The organism is Dyadobacter sp. SRI_021 (assembly GCF_057586235.1).
The window spans coordinates 1-19,902 of sequence record NZ_JBYCZM010000002.1 but is presented as its reverse complement, the minus strand read 5'-3'; the positions used below and the strand labels follow the sequence as shown (position 1 = coordinate 19,902).

The window sequence follows — 19,902 nt, the reverse complement described above, 5'->3', positions numbered from 1 at the left end:
GCAATTATGAAAACGAAAAAAATACTTAGCTATACCCTTGCTGTGATGCTGCTCGCCACGGCAAGTTCCTGCGACTTGAATGAAGTGCCGGTGGATACCGCTACCAACGAAGCTGTTTTTAGCTCGGAAGCTGGTTTGGAACTTTACGCCGCCTCCTTTTATGACCTGCTTCCCGGTACGGATGTAGGCGTTTTCCAGATCGACGACAACTCCGACCTGGTAGCCCGCAATGGCGTAGACGATTACCTGGCTGTAAATGCATTGAGCCCGATCACCAGCAGCGGATGGAGCTGGTCGCAACTGCGAAACATCAACTATTTCATTGAAAACACGGAAAAAAGCACCGTCGCTACCAAGAACCATTACCTCGGTTTGGCGCGCTTCTTCCGGGCCCTGTTTTATTTTGATAAAGTAAAAAGGTTCGGTGATGTACCCTGGATCGATAAGACGATCGACGTAAAGGACGATGCTACGTTGTACGGCCCGCGCATGAACCGTTACGAAGTAATGGACAAAGTGCTTGCGGACCTCAACTTCGCGATCGAGAACATTACGCTGACTTCCGACCCGTCGGTGACGCGCATTACCAAAAACGTGGCCCGTGCATACAAAACACGCATTGCATTGTTCGAAGCATCGTGGCGGAAATACCATACCGAGGACAACAAGCAGGCAACTGCCAATACCTGGTATGAAGAAGTGGTGAAGGAAGCCAATGCGATCACCGGTTTCACGCTGCACTCGACCTCACCGGACAGAGCTTACCGCGAATTGTTTATCGCGAAAAGTGCATTCGCCGACGAAACCATTCTTTCCGTGGCATTGAGCGCCAACTTGCAGGTATACAGTTCGGCCAATCGCCGGTTCATCAGCCCTACTTACGGCAACCGTCCCAGCCTGACGCGCCGTTTTGTAAATACCTACCTTAACCTGGACGGAACTCCTTTCACCAGCAAAAAAGGTTATGAAACCACTCCCTTCGTGGAAGAGGTTAAAAACCGTGATTTGCGGTTGAAACAAACCATCCGCACGGGCGACTACACCCGTACCGAAAACGGCGCGCCTGTCATTGCCCCGCCGAATTTCACTCAGACCTACACTGGCTACCAGCCGATTAAATGGTGCTATGACGAGCGTTTTCCTTTCGACGACGAGAGCCGCAATGACAACGCACATATTATCATGCGGTGGGCCGAAGTGCTCCTGAACAAAGCGGAGGCTTTGACCGAGCTCGACAAAATGACCGACGCGGAATGGACCAACACTATTGGCGCATTGCGGAAGCGCGCAGGGATCACCGGCGCAACATTGACGAGCCTTCCTACGACAGCCGATCCTTATATGGTAGCGTTCTTTGACGGGAAGTTTACCAATGCGGTGCTGCTCGAAGTACTGCGTGAAAGAGGTACGGAAATGGTCTTCGAAGGCCTCCGCCCCGACGATCTGAGAAGATGGAAACTGGGAAACCTGTTTCAGAGCGCACCGATGAACGGCATGTACGTCCCCGCCCTCGGCGAATACGATCTGAATGGCGACGGGAAGAACGACGTGTATTTCTACCAGGGTACCAAACCCACTTCCACCACGCCAGGTATCGCATTTGTGGACGTGAGCCCCTCGACTGCCGTAGGCCGCATCCAGCTATCGAAAGGCACCTCCGGCGAAGTAATGTGGAATCCCGGGCAACGCGAATGGGCGGATAAAAAATACCTCTATCCCATTCCGGAACCTGATCGCATCAGAAACCCTGCCCTGGGCCAGAATCCGGGGTGGTAGGGTGCCGTGTTGTTAGGAATTGTCAGAAGTAGTCATATGTTGTCATGTATTGTCAGATGTAGTCATGAATTGCCAGTCATTGTCAGATATCGTCATGTATTGTCAGGAATAGTCAGTCATTGTCAGATCTGGTCATGAATAGTCATATAGTGACTGCTGAAAGCGAGGTTGCCGCCAACGGCAACCTCTTTTTTGTTCCCCGCCAGTCCCATTGCCCCGGTCTTTAGCCCGGGGGGATAAAAAATAAAGATTGTTAATTCTAAAAATATTTTACATACAAAACATGATTTTATGTTTTAATAATACATACATTTAATGAATTAATAGGCTAAAAGACTGTCAACCAGATGAAAGGAACCAACCTTGGTGAGTTTGAAGAACTTGTATTGCTTACCATTGCGGCGCTCGCTGCCGAGGCGTACAGTGTGGCGATTTGTGATGAACTGGAAAGGTATACCGGCCGTTCCGCCAAGCTCGGTGTGGTACATGCCGTGCTCAACAGGCTGGAAGAAAAAGGACTGGCTAAAAGCCACCTGGGCGATGCCAGTGCCACACGGGGAGGCAAACGGAAACGCTTCTATGAAGTGACCCATGCGGGTAAGGTAGCGCTTACGCGCGCGAAGGAGCTGCGCGAGGCCATCTGGCGGAATATCCCCGGTTTTAACCTGGAAGGCTCGATATGAACAAGGATCCGCAACCTCCGCAATGGGCCATGGCTTTCCTGAGGTGGTATTGCCGGCCCCGGCTGCTCGAAGACCTGGAAGGCGATCTCTACGAGTATTTTGTCCGAAATGTGCGCCGGAAAGGCCTTCGTTATGCACGACTGGTCTATTGGCTCGATGTAATCAAGTTCCTAAGGCCTTATACCATCCGCAAATTAGAACCTCTCACTTTTCTAACGCATTTCATGATGATCGGCAGCTATTTTAAAACTTCGAGACGTAACCTCGTCCGCAACAAACTCTTTTCATTCATCAACGTCGTCGGCCTTGCCGTGAGCATGTCCGTCGGGTTGCTGGTGATTGCCATAGTGAATGACCTGCGCTCTTATGATGATTTTCATGACAAGAAGGACCGCATTTACCGGGTTATTACCCAGTATCAAAACGACGGTAAGCCGCCGATGGATCTGGCGTCGACCTCCATCAGGACCGCCCAAAGGCTTGCCGGCGACGTTCCGGGCGTAGAAAATTTTACAATGTTGCGGAATGGCTTCTCCGGGGATGCCAGGGTGGGGCAAAACACTTTCCCCCTCGAGGGCACCTGGGCCGATCCGTCATTTTTCAAGATATTTACCTTTCCACTCGTCGCAGGCGATCCGGCAACGGCCCTCCAAGAGCCCTACTCCCTGGTTTTGACGGAAAAAACGGCAAAGCGGCTGTTCGGCAGTACCCAGGTTTTGGGCAAAACTGTACGCTTCGATACGCTCGACTACCAGATTACGGGCGTCGCCAAAGATGTTCTGCACCTTTCCCACATCCATTTCGATGCCCTTCTGTCGTTCGCCAGCTGGGACGCAACGATAGGCAAAAAGCAGAATGAATTTTATGATTGGGGTAATGTATGGTCCAACTATACCTACGTAACCCTCTCCCGAAACGGCAGCGCGGCTGGCGTGCAGCGGGTACTCAATCAAATCAGTAAGGAAGAAAACAAGGCCCTGCTACACAAAAAAGTGACATTGTCGCTCCAACCGTTGAAGGATATCGCCCTTGGCCGGAAGCTGTCCAACAATATGGGGCCGCGCATGGAGCCCCTTACGCTCTGGATATTGGGCGGACTGGCTTTTGTGATCATTTTGTCGGCTTGCTTCAACTATACCAATTTGTCGGTCGCACGGTCGCTCAGGCGCTCGCGCGAGGTGGGTGTACGTAAGATCATAGGCGCACGCAGGAGTCATGTTTTGGGACAATTCATGACCGAAGCAGTGCTGATCTCCTTCCTAGCCCTGGTCTTTTCTTTCGGTTTGTACCTGCTTTTACGACGTGAATTCCTGGCGCTCGATCCGCATATTCCCGAAATATTCAAACTCGGCCTTTCAATTCGGTCCGTACTTTCATTTATCGCGCTGGCAATCATTACCGGCCTGGTCGCAGGATTTCTTCCGGCGGTTTTCTTTTCGAAAATCAATGCATTGTCTGCCATGAAAGATGCTTCCGGGCTCCGGATTTTCAGACACATCGGGCTACGCCGCGTGCTGATTGTGGCGCAGTACACCCTCTCGCTGGTATTCATTGCCACCACGCTCGTGGGATACAGTCAGTACAAAGGCTTTCTGAATTTCAACCTCGGCTTCACGACCGAAAACATCCTGAATATCAAGCTTAACGGTACCGACGCAGCGACATTGAAAAAAGATCTTTCTGAAATCCCCGGGGTGACGCAGATCTCTCACTCCAGCATGGTCACCAGCGTGGGAAGCATGTATGGTTTTGATGTAAAATATCGTCCGAGCAGTACGTCGCCCGGAGATTCTGCATTGATTTGGGTCAATACGGTGGATGAAAACTACCTCCCCATTCATCAACACAAACTGATTAGCGGCAATAACTTCACACTGCGGCCGGAAAAAGGAAAAGAAAGCGAACTGATCGTCAACCAGCAGGTTTTGAAGCGGTTCAATATAGGTGAACGCGACCCTCGGAAGGCATTAGGACATGTCTTGTCGGTCGACGGCCAGGACCTGACGATTATAGGGGTTATGAAAGACTTTCATTACGGAACCGTCGAAAACAAGATAGAGCCGGTGATGTTCCGCTATTCTAAAAGCGAACCATGGGGCTATCTGAACCTCAAAATGGCATCCAACGACCTGGAAAGCACGATGTCGAAAATTGAATCGGCCTGGAAACGATTCGACAAGATACACCCGCTGAAAGCGAATTTTTACGATGACCAGATTGAAGAGGCATACAGCCAGTTTTCCATGATGATAAAAGTGATAGGCTTTCTGGCATTCCTGGCTATTTGTATTGCTTCATTAGGCCTTTTCGGCATGGTCGTATTCACCACCGAAACCAAATTGAAGGAAATCAGTATCCGCAAAGTACTGGGCGCCAGCGAGCCGGGATTGGTATACCTGCTTTGCCGCGGGTTTATCGTGCTGCTGGCCGTTGCGGCGTTTATAGCCCTGCCAGCGACTTACCTGCTATTCGACAAAGTACTACTTACCCGCTTTGCCTATCATCAGCCCATCGGCGTCCCCGAAATGCTGGGCGGCGCATTGATTGTGATGCTGCTGGCCCTGGGCATGATCGGCGCGCAAACTACCCGGGCCGCCCGCAGCAACCCGGCAAAAGTCCTGAAAAGCGAGTAACATCCATCCGGATATGCTTAGCAATGACCATGAAAGCCGGTCCTGTTTTACCTGGCCAGGACCGGCTTTCACAAATTGAAAATGCGGTGCCATTTTTACGAACTAAAAAAATCTTCAATTAAACTTTGTATTACAAAGTACTTTTTAAATATTTAAAGAAAAATTCAACCGCTATGGCTCTTATAAACCGTCTGGCAGCTTTTTACCTGGAAGCAAAAGGGAACAAATGGTTTCGTTACTTCGCCATCTTTTGCCGCATTGGTGTGGCCATGGCATTTATCCCGTCGGGTATGGTGAAGGTGATGGGAGAACGGTTTACGGCGCTGCCTTCCAATCATCCGCTCGGCCATTACTTTGATGCCCTGCATTTGACCGGCTACTATTATACATTCATCGGCGCGGGGCAGCTAATCACGGCAGCCTTGCTGCTCATTCCCCGTACGGCGGTACTGGGCGCGCTGATGGCCTTCCCTATTATGTTCAACATCTTCGTACTGGTGTATGCCACCCGTTTCGAAGGCACACGCATTGTCACGCTGATCTTGCTCGCGAACAGCTACCTGCTTTGCTGGTATTTCGACAGGATACGGTACGTTTTGCCATTCAAAACAGCCGATCTGCGCTTGCCGGCTTACAAGGCAGGCAGCAATAAATTCCCGTTCGCATTCTTCGCCCTGGTGGTCGCTATCGTTGCGGCGGTCATTATCGGCAATGCTTACCTGTACGACATCCGCCCCGGCAACTCCGCCGAGGAATGCACAAATGGCTGCCCGGGCAACGATGATCCCGAGGCCTGCCAACAATTTTGCGACTGCATTTACAATCGGGGCAAGCCGCTGGATGTGTGCTTGAAGGAATATGAAAACGCAGTCGGGAAAGGAAAGTGATCATCGCTCCGGCAAATCGAACATCTTGAAGTACTTATCCAATCCAAAGTCGCGGTTTAAAAACCCAATGCAAAAAACAACCTTAATTTGTTTTTATATAAAATTAAATTATATATTTGATCAGTAAGGTTAACCACTATTTTCAACCATTAACCAACCTGACCAATGGCAGCGATAGAAGTTTCCGGCAACGCCCACGGCACGGGCACCGGCAGAATGAGAACCCGAATATCCACGCGTGTCGACATGACCCCCATGGTAGACCTCGGCTTTTTACTGATCACGTTCTTTATGCTCACTACCACCATGAGCAAACCGACGTCGATGTCAGCATTCTTTCCCGACAAAGGGACCAGCGACGGCCTCCCGATCCGGGGCTCCGGGGCCCTGACTATTTTCCTGGGCAGCCATGATCAGATCTATTACCTGGACGGTATCTCTCCGGACGATGAAAAGGCCTCGGCCTCGCTCAAGACCACCGATGCGGGAATGGGATTGCGGAACGTCATATTCGCCGCCCACAGGCGGGTAAGTGCACTCGAAGGCAAGCGCAGCGACGACCACAATGCACTCGTGATCGTCATCAAACCTACCGCGGTTTCCACTTACAAAAATATGGTGGATGTAATGGATGAAATGGCGATCACGAAGTCGCGGCGCTATGCTTTGGTCGATTACCTGACGGACACGGAAAAGAAACTGCTCGGCGACAGGCTCGCAGAAGAGAAATAGCACGTTTACACGCTACCGTAACCGGAGCCGATCGCCCTCCTATTGAGCAACTTGCGACTTTCGTTCAATTACGGCATACCATTGCAGGATCACAAACGCAGCGATGAGCAGCGGAGCGGCGATCAGGTTCACTACGTTCCATCCCCAATGGTCGAGCGCTGCCCCGGCTGTGAAGGACGACAATGTGGCAACGGCATACACCATGAAATCGTGAAAAGCCTGGCTCTTGGCCCTGTCGCCCATTGCGTAGGACTTTGTAAGCAATGCGGTGCCGCCAATGAACATGAAGTTCCAGCCCACGCCCAGGAAGATCAGCCCGGTGGTGAAATGGAACAGTTCCGTGCCCGACAGCGCGAGCGACAAATGCAGGACGAATATCAGGATCCCGCATGTGATAACCCTGACCGCCCCGAAACGCTGAATGAGGTCACCCGTAAAAAAGGAGGGCACAAACATACCCAGCACATGCCACTGAATGACGATCGACGAATCATCCGCATTGTAGCCGCAGAGCTTCATGGTGATCGGAGTGGCGGTCATGACCATTACCATCACAGCCGAGCCGACAGCCGAAGAAGTAATTGCGGCAATGAATGCGGGACGTTTCAGAATCTCCGAAAGCGGACGCGCACTATGAGCGGGCTCCGGAACCGCAGCCTGGCGCGTGTCGTAGCGGATGCGCGAAACCGCCGCTACGGCCAGAAGCGACAAACCCATAATCGACAAATAGGAATACAGGAAAGGGATCTCACCGATGTCTTTGGTAAGCCTCGCAATGGATGGCCCGGCCACGGCGGCAAAAACGCCCCCGGAAACAACCCACGAAATGGCTTTGCTCCTGTCGGCCTCCGGCACCGACTCTGCGGCTGCGAACCGGTAATACTGCGAAAAGCCCTGGTACGCGCCTACAAACATATTACCGACCACGAAAAGCCAGAAGTTGACGAGATAGATCCCGAGTGATGTCAGCGCTCCGGCCAGAAACCCCAGCCCGATCCCGACCATAAAACCCCTTTTCCGACCGTATTTTTTCATCAACAGCGAGGCGGGCACCAGTGCGGATGCCGTGCCGATGCTCACTATCGCGACAGGTAGTGTGGCCAGGGATTTATCGGCCGCCAGATTGTACCCTACGAGCCCCGACAATGCCGCGACCAATATTCCTGCCGTTTGAAAAAGTGCCTGGCCGGCAACCAGCGGGAAGACATTTGCCAGAAAATGGCCTTTCGGATTAGTCATATCGGAATTTTATCATTTAGTTGGGCGAAACCTTCGCAATTTGATCGTAATGCCCCAAACGTCCGTACCTTTCAATAGGTTATTTCACTTCGCCTTTGCCGTTTTGCTATTTTTAAGCCAATAAGGAAAACAATCCGTTATGCATATCCCTTCCCCGGACGAAGTACGGGCCATCGCGGCGATCTCCGACCCCACGATCCGCAATTTGCGCATTACTCAGTGCTATTGCGAACTTTCCACGGCATTTATCAACCGCACAGGCCCGGTTGCCAACTGGTGCACGTTTGCTACCTGGGCGTCAAAGCAGGCTGGCCAGAGTATCCGGTGCGAAGACCTGTTCCGAAGCATAGAAGCACGACTGAACCTTGCCCGGTTGGAGGAGTTGAAACTGCTTTGGCGTGTTGCCGGTGAACTGGGAATCCATAATGGCTTGCAGGGAAAATTGCACGACATTATCCGCAACACCTGGCCGACGGGCATTATACAGAAGCAGTTATACGGAAATTCATTTCCGTATTTAAGATATTACAAAAAAAAATTAAACGCACGAAATTTACGGAGCTATTTCTTAATAGGTATGAGAATTCCCAGGTGCATTGAAATGCCTTTATTATACAAATCTGAACCCGCTGTCATTCTTCTCAATCCAAAATGATATCTCGCTTCTGTAAATATCCGTCCAAATTGTAATGGATAAGCCACCCCGGCGCCACCTGCCAAACCAAAATCAAATGTGCGGTAACCGTTGGGTTGCCTCATATCATATTCGGTATAACTATCTTCTATTAATACCCCATCCTTGTAACTACGGGAAGTTGATTTTATTTCCTGTGGCCCTAAGCCGAATCGAAATTCGGGTCCCAGCGAAATAATACCTTCAAATTTACCCAACCGTGGTTTATATTGAAACAGCAAAGGAACCTCCACATAGCCCAGTAAGATTTTTCCAAAAACGTGGGTTCTTTGCCGGGCACTATCCAGGTTCCATTGCCCATCAATATCAAACTTTGAGCCGCGTTGTGAAAACCCAGGTTCTATTTGCAGGCCAAAATTTCGGCTGAAAGGAATATTGATTAACAATGCCGCATTCAACCCGGCTTTCGAATCAAACTTAACCGGGCGCGGCGCTCTGAAATTGGAGAGATTGACACCGCCCCGGAGCCCTACACTAATTTGAGAAAATGCGTTGCTGTAAAGAAACAAAAACAATGCCGCCGAAAGAATGGAAAACCGTATCATTTTTTTCATGAACTAATAGAGGTTTATGAGTTGATTTATCCCAAAACGGAAAGATATAGTTATTCGATATTTATATTAACACAAACTTTCCAGCTTTTGGATTTGCAGAAATATAGCTACCTTATATCGGACTATTTTATCATTCATCTATGGCATTCAACGAAACATTAAGCGATCGTATCCGTGAAGCATTGTCGGAGCAGGAAAACGTAATTGAGAAGCGAATGTTTGGGGGCGTTTGTTACATGGTCAACGACAAAATGTGCGTGGGGGTGATCGGCGAAGATATGATGTGCCGTGTGGGCGAAGAAGCCTTCGACTCGGCCATCGAACGCCCGGGGTGCCGCGAAATGGATTTTGCCAGCAGGCCTATGAAGGGATACGTGTATGTGAGCGACGAGGGCATGCGTACGCGCGAGGATTTCCAGTATTGGATCAATCTTTGTATGGCCTATAACCCGCAAGCGAAAGCGTCGAAGAAGAAAAAAGCAATAAAAAAGTATAAGTCCGCCCCAAATAACACTTGAAGGCCCTTTTCAGGCAAATTTTAATGTGCAAAAACTTGCTTGAAAAGCCCTGGCTCAAATATATTCGCCCGATTATTAAATAGTATTTTTTCGGGTATGCGTACAAGGACGGTAATTCCGGTTGTAGTTTTTTCCTTTATTTTCTCACTATCAGCAGCATTTGCACAAAACAAAGCCGATTTCTCCAACACCATCAACGCCGGCCGCTTGAAAACCGCGAAAGACACGGCCTGGCATAAGATCGAATTCGGCGCAAATCTCAACCAGGGGTCTTTTAGCTCCAATTGGACAGGCGGTGGCGTCAACTCGGTAGCGCTCGGCGTGTTTTTCAATGCATTGAACGAAAAAAAGAAAGGCAAGAACTCGTGGCGCAATGACTTTCAGTCGCAATATGGTATTGTGCGTAACAAAGGCCAGGAAAGCCGGAAGAACGTCGACCGGATTTTCTTCGACACCAAATACAACCGCGAACTCTCCCCGAAATGGAGCTTCTTCGCCAACATCAACTTCCTTTCCCAGTTCGCGGCAGGTTATGAATACAGCGCCGCCACCGATACGGTCGCTTTCAAGAAAAAGGTCTCCGGCTTGTTTTCGCCTGCTTACCTCACCGAAGCGGTCGGTATCGAGTACCGCCCTGCCCCCTATTTCTTCGTAGATCTCGCGCCGGGCGCATTGCGGCAGACAATCGTTGCCGACCGCGGCCTGTATGTCAATACGCCTGACCAGCAAAACTACGGTGTTCCCGTAGGCAAGCGCGTGCGTACGGAAGCCGCGCTCATCCAGCTCGTAGCCAACTTTGATAAAGACGTCGCCAAGGATGTCAACCTGAAATTCCGGTACCTGATGTTTTCAACCTTTCAGGACCCGCTGGAGATTGACAACCGCCTGGACGCCCAGCTGACGGCCAAGATCAACAAGTATGTGAATGTAAACCTGGGCGCCATCGTGGTTTACGATAAGGACCAGAGCACCAAAATCCAGTTTGCCCAGGCATTGAGTATCGGCTTCCTCTTCGCGCTCTGATCAGGCAACCGGAGCTTTCCAGAGGGTACCGTTCGGGGTTGCGTAGGTTTGCAAGAGGTTTTCCTTAGCGAGCGTGCGAAGTTGATTTTCAACGTCGCCGAAGCTCTGGCCTGTAAGTACGGCAAATTCCTGAGCAGTGAGGGTCGGGTATTTGCTGAACAAATCCTGCCATTTTTTGCTGTACCCGGCCTTTGCGGCGCCCGGATGCATTTTGGCTATCGCGGTTTCGAACACCTCATAAGGTTTAAATCCGTACACTTTCTCATGCTGACCCTCCCGGTTGAAAACCAGGATCGTAGGAAATCCCCGGACGGCCCATTGAGCGGCCAGTTGCAGGTCCTCCTGGAAGAGCGTGACGGCGCGGGTGTGGTAATCCTGCTCAAACAATGCGACGTCCAGTCCGGCATACCCGGCGGCATCCGACAAATGCTCCCACCGGGTGATGTTCTTCTTTTCCAGGAACACCATTTCGCGGATCCTCCGCAAAAACACGATGGCCTTGTCCTCGTCCTGTATTTGCGCCGCTTTGAAGGCTACGGAAGGCGGGTAAGACGAATGCAAGGGGTCTTCCAGCCACACGTCCCCTACGATAGGCATTTTGTAATAATGGCTCACCTCATCCCAATGCGGGGCGACGTCGGACGGTTTGCTGATTCCCCCGCTGTTATAGGACCAGTCGGGCAACAGACCGCCCATCCGGTATTCGAGATCCACGAGCAGGCCATATTCCAGTTTCAGTTTCCGTAACTGCGGCTCGATCCCCCAGCACGTAGAGCAGATCGGGTCTGTGAAGTAAATGATTTTGACCGGTTTGGTTCCCGGTTCGACAATGCCTTCGATATTTTCAACAGGCGCTGACGGCAGTTCACAAATGCCGCTTTCGGTGTCGCAGAGTAGTGGATTGTTTTTCATACCCGAAATTAGCCTTCGTATAGTTTCCGATTGTTATGCATTTCCCTTTGGTAACCGGTTACCTCTTGGAAACTACCCGGCCCCGTTTTACCTTTGCGCCCGACCAGACCGGGCAGAAAATGAAGAAACAAGCATCTTGCAACACCTCAGCACAATGCAGGAAAAAGATCCTCGCCATCAAGGATGCGATGGAGATCCTTTCGGGAAAATGGAAGTTCCATATTTTGGGGACTCTGCTGCTCAACGATAAAATGCGCTTCATGGACCTGCTGCGCGAAGTAGACGGTATCGCGGCCAAAATGCTTTCCAAGGAATTGCACGATATGGAAATGAACCAGCTGATCATCCGCCGGGTGCTCGACACAAAGCCCGTCACCGTCGAATACGAGCTCACCGAATACGGCCGGTCTGTGGAGCCGATCATCAACGAAATCGCCGGCTGGGGGATGCTCTACCGCAAGGGCGTGGTGGCATGACAAACCGAAATACACCTTCGGTTACTTAAAGTTTTTTTGTTAATTGCCATCCATCTTTTGTATCAAACTACTTAGCCATGCGACCATGCCGACAAATCTTCAGAGTAGCGTTATCTGCTGCTGCCTGCTATCTGATAGGCCACACAGCCCAGGCCCAGCTAAGCCTGGGATTGAAGGGCGGCGTCAATTTCGGTACCTTGAATGCCCAAAACAGTAATATCAGCAATTTCGAAGACCGCATCGCGCCCAATTTCGCCGTGGTTTTCAACTACCAGCTTGGGCCGGCATTCAGCATCCAGGCCGAGCCGGGGTTTTCATCCCGCGGCGCCACTGTCCGCCCGAATCAACCGGAACCGGGCATCATTATAACGCCCGGTTCTCTCTATCAAAGGACAGTGAAAGGCGTGGTCAAAGTCAACTATTTCGAATTGCCGATTGTAGCACAATACCGGCCTCACCTTACCGAAAAACTGGAAGCCATCATTTCGGCCGGCCCCGAAATCCGCTTCCGTACCGGCCCGCAAAAATTGGAGACGACCACGGCCACTTACGTAAGCGGAGAGCAAAAATCGGTGGTTACAACGACCAAATCCTACTCGGGCAACGATGCCGTAAGCACGTTCGATGCGGGCCTGACAGCCGGCGCAGGTGTAGCGTATCCGATTGGCCGTATCAAAATCTTTCTGGAAGGGCGCTATCACCTGGGCCTGTATAACCTCGCGTCCAATACCGATGATAACCGCAGCGATGCGGTCAAAATTCACAATCGTGGCGCCTCGGCGGTCCTGGGCGTGACGGTACCTATCTTTAAATAATTCACTATGTTGCCTGAAAACCTGATGTCCGCACCCATATCCATCGCAGTTCTCCCGTTCACCAACCTGAGCAACGACCCCGAAGAAGCGTATTTCAGCGACGGCGTCACCGAGGAGATTATCAATGTATTGAGCCGCGTGCCCGGCTTGCGCGTTGCCGGTCGGACGTCGTCTTTCAGTTTCAAGGGCAAAACATATGATCCTCAGCGGATCGGAGAGCGTTTACAGGTCGGGCACATTCTGGAAGGCAGCCTGCAAACTTCGGCCAGTCAGCTGCACATTACCGCAAGACTGCTGAATGTTGTTGACGGGACCGAGATATGGTCAGAAAAATACGATCGGCAGTTGGAGGACATATTCGATGTACAAGAGGAGATCGCGCAGGCCATATTGCGTGCGGTGAAGATCGAGCTGTTGGGTGAAGAGCCAGCATTGGCATTCAAGCGCTATACCAACAATAAAGAGGCTTACCAGCTGTATCTCCGGGCACGGTTTTACCACAATAAGTTCGGCGGAAGCGACGACTACCACAAAGCCATCGGGTATTTCCGGGCAGCGCTGGAAATCGACCCCGCTTATGCGATCGCCTATTCCGGCATTGCTTCCTGCTATCTGAACATGTGGTTTTACCGGCATATGCCTGCCGCGAAGGCTTTACCGCTCATGGAGGAGGCGACCCGGCAGGCGCTCGCACTCGACGACGCCATTGCGGAAAGCTACCTTGCGCTCGCACGCATGCAAATGCTGTACGAGTGGGATTTTACCGCTGCTTCGGCCTCATTCCAAAAGGCATTGGAGCTCAACTGGAATACGGCCGACCTGCATGGCCAGTATGCATTGTACCTCGCGCTCACCGACCGCCCCACCGAAGCCGAAGAAGAGGCAGCCCTGGCGCTAACCCTTGAACCATTCTCGCTGATCAACAATTTTTATGCCGCCTATGTCTACTGGATTTCAGCCCGGTTCGACCTTGCCGTGGAACAGGGGCGTAAACTGATGGCACTGGACCCTTCTTTCTGGGGCGGCCATCTGATCACGGGCCTCAACCTGATCACCCTGAAACAATATCCGGCCGCCCAGGAGGCCCTTGAAGCGGCATTGGAGATCAATTACAACGGCATTACACTCAGCGCATGCGGTGTGCTTTTCGGATTATCGGGCGAAATGGAAAGCGCGAGGGATATTCTCACGCAAATGAACTCGCTGCATCGAACCAGCGTCGTGGCCAATTACGACATGGGCATAGTTAACGCGTCGATTGGCGAAACTGAGACTGCCCTTGCGCATTTCCACGCGGCCATCGACAAACACGAGCCGCCGATGCTGTTCTTCAAATACATTATAAGGGATTGGCTTTCAGGAAATTTACACGATAGCCGATACGAAGAACTGGCCATTATCCGTCATTAATTTTACAAATACCATATTTCCGTTACAACGTCGAAATTTTATCCTACCTTTGAAGCTTCACAAAAAAGTAAAAGTATGAACAAGGGTAGGGTTAAGTTTTTTAATGAAACGAAAGGTTTCGGTTTCATTACTCCGGAAGATGGGGGAAATGACATTTTTGTACACACATCAGGCCTGAAAGACAATGTTCGTGAAAATGACCTTGTAACTTACGAAGTAGAGAACGGCCGGAAAGGACTGAATGCTGTAAACGTTACGTTAGCCTGAGCAACTGCTTGACTCGGCACACGAAAAATCCTCCTTCCCGGAGGATTTTTCGTTTAGGGACTTCACACACTACAAGTAAGCCGCAACCTTGCCTGTTTCATCGAAATATGTAGAATAATTTCTAACTTGTCGATCATTCAGTACGTATTAGCCTTACCAGTGAATAAAAGCACCCGTCCTTTTTATCTTTTACTGTCTTTCCTGTTCTGCAATCCGCCCTGTACCTGGTCCCAGAACACGCGGTTGCCAGTATTAGAGAAGTTTCTTATCGAACACTATACAGACGAAGACGGTCTGCCGCAAAACAGTATTTACACCATCGCGCAGGATGAACTGGGTTACATGTGGTTCTCGACTCAGCGCGGTCTCGCGCGGTTTGACGGCAAAAATTTCAAGATCTTCGACGATTTCGGCAAAACGTATTCCTCGGCAATCATTGGCTCTTTCCATATTGACCCGCGCCCGGCACCCGTCGGCTTTTTTGCACTGAACGACGACTGGGAATTCATTCATGTGCATCAGGGCAAGGCAGCGCTCGACTCCGGGCTGCACCCATATATCAAACAGCACCCGTCCCTTTTCCCCAGGAAACACGAAGGACAAATCGTGGAACGCCAACCGAGGTTGTATTATGGAAACCCTTATCCAAACTATGCGGTATTTCCTGCTGGCAACCACCGCTTTTTTGTTTTCAATGGCAGCACGCTTGCATATTACAAGCAAAGGAAGCGCGCGGGGAGCATCGGTTGGACGGACGAAGGCCCGTGGTATTTTTTTCGGATGGCGGACAATCTCTATCACCTTAAAGACGGCAAGCTTAACCGGTTCTCCATCGAGTCGGGACCACTGAATCCTCGTCGCGCCATTTTAAAAGGAGCATTGGCCGATGATCCTTTATACCGGGAAGGCAAGTACATATTGTATTGGAGCAATGCTACACAACAGACGTTTATACAAGCAGGTCCGTCTGTATACCGACTCGTGCCGGAACGGAACGGCGATTTAAGCTCCGAATTGATCATGACCGGCTATGATTTCGGAAAAGAGCGGATCAATGCTATCTATTATGACGCCAGGACCCAACGCATTTTCTTAGGCACCCAACTCAGTGGCCTTTTTGTCCTTACCCGGAAAAAGTTCACTACGTTGGCCTCCTCCTACCCCAACACCGACCAGGTTTATTACGGCCAAACACTCATCGATAAAAACACTGTGTTATCCAACCAGGGCATCGCCTACACCAGCGATAACTTTGGAAAAGTCACAAGCAGGCAGCTTCCGCTCATTACCAGCAGCGTCTTCTGGGACAAATCCAGCATTCTGAAAGATCACAACGGCTTCATTTGGTGTAAACGAGCAACCAGGCTGATGATGCTCTCGCCTGACGGAGCGGCCATCAAACTCACCTGGACACTACCTTCGGAAATCACCCAGCTCTACGAAGGGCCCGACCGAACCATCTGGATCGCAACACGCACTGAAGGACTGTTTACTATCAATGCGCCTTTCACCGCTAATAGCCGGCCTTCACAGTTCCTCAAAGGGCCCCTCACCAATGTATCGTGGGTGGTGGAGCGACCCGTCGGGACGCTCTGGGTTGGTACAGGACAAGGCCTGTTCAAGGTTACGCGAAAAACGAAGCAAGTCTCGGAGGTCAAGGGATTGGCAGGGATTTACATACGAAGCCTGTATATCTCACCAAACAATGCTGAACTATGGATTACGACCTACAAAGACGGTTTTTTTCTGTTGAGAAATGGGAAACTGACCCACTTTCCGCTCGACCGCAAAGGGTATCTGGCCAATGCGCACTGCATGGTCGAAGACCGGAACGGTTTTTTCTGGATTCCTACCAACCGGGGATTATTTCAGGTATTGAAAAAAGACCTGCAGGATTATGCCGATAAACCGGCAGAACTCTATTATCACCACTACTCAAAAACCGAAGGGTTCAACAGCAATGAATTCAATGGGGGGTGTGAACCCTGCGCTGTCAGGTTACCTTCCGGAATTGTGTCCCTGCCTTCTATCAATGGCCTGGTGTGGTTCAAGCCTGAACGAATACCAGCGGAAATGCCCGACAAGAAAATTATCATTGACCGGATCGAGATCGACCAGACAATCGTGCCTACCCCTCAGAAACATATTTCCTTCCTGCAAAGTCAAAAGCAGCTGAAACTGGAAGTAAATACGCCGTTTTTCGGAAATGATTATAATGTCGAATTTTCCTATGCCCTCTCGGAACGTGGCAGCATGCCTACCGCCGCTGACTGGCTCGCTATCGACGCACCTATCGCTAACAAAGCGACCATTAACATTTCAACGCTGGGTAAAGGGCACTATACTTTGTATGTCCGGAAAAAGAATGGTTTCGGGATCAATAATTACGGCTACGAAACCCTCGACATTGACGTCCCCCCATTCTGGTACCAAACGTGGTGGTTTTATCTGTCGGTTTTGCTGGCTGCCTTTCTGGCTGCATTTTTCTACCTGAAATACAGGATCCGGTCGGTACAGCGGAGAAGCCGGCTTCTGGAACTTCAGATCAGTGAGCGTACCAGCCAGTTGCAGGGCACGCTGCGTGACCTGGAAAGTTCTCAAAACGAGCTTCTGGACCAGATGCACCTGCAATCGCGCCTGATGGCCTCCATTGCCCACGACGTCCGCTCTCCACTCGGGGCCGCCATCATTGTTGCGGGCGAAATGCAGAAAATGATTGAGCGGCAGCAGTTCGATATGGTGTCGCTTTTTGGCAAAAACATTGAAGATGCATTGCGCATGGTGAAGGGTTCGCTGGAAGACCTCCTTGCTTACGTAAAAATCCAGGTCTATAAACACGAGCCCAAAAGCGAAACAGTGTCGCTGCACGAACTGCTGGAAGAAAATATGCAGCTCTACGGCAAGAACACAAAAATCAATTCCAATACATTCCTGAACCTGATACCCACCGATACCTTCATCGAAACCCATCAGCAACTACTCAAAATCGTGATCCATAACATCATCGACAATGCCAACAAATACACCGACAATGGGGAGATCAGGGCGTACATTGCCCATCATGACAGCCGGTTACAGCTGATCATCGAAGATACCGGGCGAGGGATATCCAAAGAACTGCTTGAGTGGTTTATGGAAGACAAAGCATTGCCGCCATCATCTCCGCAGACCGGGATCGGACTGGCGATGATCAAGGAACTGGCGCCCTCGGTGACCGACCGCATTGAAATGGAACGGCTCGATCCCGGGACGAGAGTTACGCTGACGTTCCGGACATTTTCGGAGAGTACCTGACCAAAAATGTCAGGGCCGTTCGGAAATTTCGGGTTCTCTGATCTTGGCAGCGAGATCTATCACATTATCGACGCCCAGTTTTTCAAATATTCTTGCCTTATAAGTGCTGACCGTGTTGGATTGAATATCGAGATGGGCGGCTATTTCCTTTACCCATTTTCCGGCAATCAGCAGTTCGGTAATCTCCCTTTCGCGCCCTGAGAGGCTTTTAATCCCGAATGGTCGCGTCCGTTTTTGCTTGCCATACGTCGCCACGTCCAATAACCTCTCCTGTACGGCCTGGCTTACATAGCGGCTCTTTTTGACCACTGTCAGAATAGCTTTAATCGTCTCGCTCTTTTCGGCGGTCTTGGAAAGAAATCCGTTCGCACCGGCGGCAATGAATGCGAGTGCGTTCTGCTGCTCATCGGCCGCGGAACACACCAAAATTGGCGTCTCCGGCTGAAACTGCCGGATCTTGCCTACCATTGCGGTCCCTTGTCCACCGGGAAGTTCGATATCGAGCAGGATGAGGTCGTACGGATTAGCCCGCATGCGGGCGATGGCATGATCGAAGCTGTCCGATTCATCGATGCCGGCGTGGCTGTAAAGCTCTTGCAGCACAATCTTCATACTCATCCGAACCAGAAAATGATCTTCAACGACAAGGATGTTCATGAGTTAAGCGTATAATAGAGGTTTTTCAAATAATATGCAATTGTAGTAATAATTCGCAAATCATCATTTCAAAATTGATTAAAATCAGTTTTCAGACTTTCCGACGGTTTTCAGGACCCGCTGCAATATCCGAAAGGAGTATTTGCTGAATGTCGAAACTGACAAATCGCAACCGTTTCGAGGCGCGGTGCAATGCTTCTGCAACCTCTACCGCATCGGATTTTCTGGAAATTAACGCAGTGATACCCGCTCTCGCGAACGCATAAATATATTCAAATTCGTCACCCAGATACACGACCACCGCTGCCTGCGGATTGGCCTTTTTAAATGTATCGAGCAAAGCCATGTTCTTTCCGTCGGCAACGCCAGCGTCGAGCACCAGGGTGTTCACAGGCTGCCCGAAAGTTAATGCAAGCGTATTGTGAAGCGTTTCCGCTTCGAAGATGGTAATATCAGGAAATTCACCGATGATAATGGTGCGCAAACCGATGTTCAGAGTGGGGTTATCCGTAACGATTAAAATCGCCATATTATAAACGCGAGGTTATTCTTTTTATGGGGCGGGTATTCTCCCGAGCTTTGGTAAAAAGCCCGGGAGAAACCGGATCGTGATTGCGCTACCTTGTAACGGCTACTTTGTGTGTGCTGATAGTGCCGTCAAACAGGGTCAGGGTTACGAGGTAAACGCCAGGCGCCAGTCTGCTGACATCGATGCCGTCGTTCGACACTTTTTGAACCCGGATGAAACTCTGCCCGGCGGTATTTTTCACCGACACTTCCTTCACTTCCGCAAAACGGTCGATCAGTAACTTGTCCGACACCGGGTTAGGATAGGTCCGGATTGCTTCACCCTTCATCTCCACATTACGGATTACGCTATACGCATATGTATCGTCCTTGTCTACCATTTTCAGACGATAGAGGTTCGCTCCCGACAACGGGGCATTATCCGTAAATGTGTAGTTCACAAGAACCTTACTTTCGCCCGTAGACGCTACCGAGCCGATCATGGCCCACTTTTTGCCATCCGCGCTGCGCTCGATTTCGAACCGGTCGCTGTTGGTTTCTTCCGTCGTTGCCCAGGCGAGCAGCGCCGTTTTGCCTTCCGCAACAGCCGTAAAGCGCGTGAGCGTCACCGGCAACGGCAGCGTAAGTGCCGCGAACGTGTACGCCGTATAAGTGTTCGGTGCGAGCGGTGAAATGGTGGTGATGGAACCGGCCGTCAGGTCGCTGGTACCGCCCAGTATAGAAGTAACATCCACTTTGGAAGGAATAGCCACCCATTGCGTTCCGTCCCATCCCACGATCGTCAATTTGTTGAGCTCGCTGCCC

At 50.7% G+C, this 19,902-nt stretch carries 19 protein-coding genes; 12 read left to right on the top strand and 7 right to left on the bottom strand.

Annotated features, from left to right (window positions below; translation table 11 throughout):
• Positions 1-6 precede the first annotated feature (6 nt).
• From AC2YIT_RS05500 to AC2YIT_RS05480, 5 genes are all read left to right on the top strand, one after another.
• Entirely contained in the window at positions 7-1,776 is a 1,770-nt protein-coding gene (locus AC2YIT_RS05500; RefSeq protein ID WP_487278505.1) for a RagB/SusD family nutrient uptake outer membrane protein, read from the top strand.
• Between the two features lie 347 nt (positions 1,777-2,123).
• Positions 2,124-2,459 carry a PadR family transcriptional regulator gene (locus tag AC2YIT_RS05495; RefSeq protein ID WP_430847182.1) on the top strand — a complete coding sequence of 112 codons (336 nt, stop codon included), beginning with the start codon at positions 2,124-2,126 and terminating at the stop codon, positions 2,457-2,459.
• A complete protein-coding gene (locus AC2YIT_RS05490) occupies positions 2,456-5,092 on the top strand; it encodes an ABC transporter permease (RefSeq protein WP_487278504.1) in 2,637 nt (878 codons plus the stop codon). The genes AC2YIT_RS05495 and AC2YIT_RS05490 overlap by 4 nt, the downstream gene beginning before the upstream one ends.
• Positions 5,093-5,265: 173 nt before the next feature.
• The gene (locus AC2YIT_RS05485; protein ID WP_487278503.1) at positions 5,266-5,979 is read left to right on the top strand and encodes a DoxX family protein; all 714 of its coding nucleotides are present in this window, start codon (positions 5,266-5,268) and stop codon (positions 5,977-5,979) included.
• A 165-nt stretch (positions 5,980-6,144) separates the two neighbouring features.
• Positions 6,145-6,711 (top strand): ExbD/TolR family protein, encoded by a 567-nt coding sequence (locus tag AC2YIT_RS05480; RefSeq protein WP_487278502.1) that lies wholly within the window; start codon positions 6,145-6,147, stop codon positions 6,709-6,711.
• A gap of 39 nt (positions 6,712-6,750) precedes the next feature.
• Here AC2YIT_RS05480 and AC2YIT_RS05475 read toward each other — a convergent pair whose 3' ends face one another.
• From AC2YIT_RS05475 to AC2YIT_RS05465, 3 genes are all read right to left on the bottom strand, one after another.
• Positions 6,751-7,950, bottom strand: coding sequence for an MFS transporter (locus tag AC2YIT_RS05475; RefSeq protein ID WP_487278501.1), 1,200 nt, complete (start codon positions 7,948-7,950; stop codon positions 6,751-6,753).
• Positions 7,951-8,248: 298 nt separating this feature from the next.
• Positions 8,249-8,374 (bottom strand): hypothetical protein, encoded by a 126-nt coding sequence (locus AC2YIT_RS05470; RefSeq protein ID WP_487278500.1) that lies wholly within the window; start codon positions 8,372-8,374, stop codon positions 8,249-8,251.
• A 137-nt stretch (positions 8,375-8,511) separates the two neighbouring features.
• Positions 8,512-9,198 carry a porin family protein gene (locus AC2YIT_RS05465; RefSeq protein ID WP_487278499.1) on the bottom strand — a complete coding sequence of 229 codons (687 nt, stop codon included), beginning with the start codon at positions 9,196-9,198 and terminating at the stop codon, positions 8,512-8,514.
• A gap of 140 nt (positions 9,199-9,338) precedes the next feature.
• On the opposite strand from AC2YIT_RS05465, the gene AC2YIT_RS05460 reads away from it, so the two are divergent.
• Both AC2YIT_RS05460 and AC2YIT_RS05455 read left to right on the top strand, forming a co-directional pair.
• On the top strand, positions 9,339-9,716 hold the full coding sequence (locus tag AC2YIT_RS05460; RefSeq protein WP_487278498.1) for a TfoX/Sxy family protein: 378 nt from the start codon (positions 9,339-9,341) through the stop codon (positions 9,714-9,716).
• Between the two features lie 96 nt (positions 9,717-9,812).
• Positions 9,813-10,739: a DUF3078 domain-containing protein gene (locus AC2YIT_RS05455; RefSeq protein WP_487278497.1), complete on the top strand. Its 927-nt coding sequence runs from the start codon at positions 9,813-9,815 to the stop codon at positions 10,737-10,739.
• Here the strand turns inward: AC2YIT_RS05455 and AC2YIT_RS05450 are convergent, their stop codons facing one another.
• Positions 10,740-11,651 (bottom strand): ClpXP adapter SpxH family protein, encoded by a 912-nt coding sequence (locus AC2YIT_RS05450; RefSeq protein WP_487278496.1) that lies wholly within the window; start codon positions 11,649-11,651, stop codon positions 10,740-10,742.
• A 65-nt stretch (positions 11,652-11,716) separates the two neighbouring features.
• On the opposite strand from AC2YIT_RS05450, the gene AC2YIT_RS05445 reads away from it, so the two are divergent.
• From AC2YIT_RS05445 to AC2YIT_RS05425, 5 genes are all read left to right on the top strand, one after another.
• Complete coding sequence (locus AC2YIT_RS05445) at positions 11,717-12,127, top strand: winged helix-turn-helix transcriptional regulator (RefSeq protein ID WP_487278495.1); 411 nt, start codon at positions 11,717-11,719, stop codon at positions 12,125-12,127.
• A gap of 77 nt (positions 12,128-12,204) precedes the next feature.
• Positions 12,205-12,942 carry a porin family protein gene (locus AC2YIT_RS05440; protein ID WP_487278494.1) on the top strand — a complete coding sequence of 246 codons (738 nt, stop codon included), beginning with the start codon at positions 12,205-12,207 and terminating at the stop codon, positions 12,940-12,942.
• Between the two features lie 6 nt (positions 12,943-12,948).
• Entirely contained in the window at positions 12,949-14,352 is a 1,404-nt protein-coding gene (locus AC2YIT_RS05435) for an AraC family transcriptional regulator (protein WP_430847157.1), read from the top strand.
• A gap of 75 nt (positions 14,353-14,427) precedes the next feature.
• Positions 14,428-14,619 (top strand): cold-shock protein, encoded by a 192-nt coding sequence (locus AC2YIT_RS05430; RefSeq protein WP_106593716.1) that lies wholly within the window; start codon positions 14,428-14,430, stop codon positions 14,617-14,619.
• A gap of 243 nt (positions 14,620-14,862) precedes the next feature.
• The gene (locus tag AC2YIT_RS05425) at positions 14,863-17,913 is read left to right on the top strand and encodes a ligand-binding sensor domain-containing protein (protein WP_487278493.1); all 3,051 of its coding nucleotides are present in this window, start codon (positions 14,863-14,865) and stop codon (positions 17,911-17,913) included.
• A gap of 9 nt (positions 17,914-17,922) precedes the next feature.
• Here the strand turns inward: AC2YIT_RS05425 and AC2YIT_RS05420 are convergent, their stop codons facing one another.
• The 3 genes from AC2YIT_RS05420 to AC2YIT_RS05410 form a co-directional block, all read right to left on the bottom strand.
• Positions 17,923-18,570 (bottom strand): response regulator, encoded by a 648-nt coding sequence (locus AC2YIT_RS05420; RefSeq protein ID WP_430847152.1) that lies wholly within the window; start codon positions 18,568-18,570, stop codon positions 17,923-17,925.
• 91 nt (positions 18,571-18,661) lie between these two features.
• Positions 18,662-19,099, bottom strand: coding sequence for a response regulator (locus AC2YIT_RS05415; RefSeq protein ID WP_430847150.1), 438 nt, complete (start codon positions 19,097-19,099; stop codon positions 18,662-18,664).
• Positions 19,100-19,187: 88 nt separating this feature from the next.
• Positions 19,188-19,902, bottom strand: a 715-nt coding sequence (locus AC2YIT_RS05410; RefSeq protein ID WP_487278492.1) for a T9SS type A sorting domain-containing protein, incomplete at its 5' end; no start/stop codon positions are given.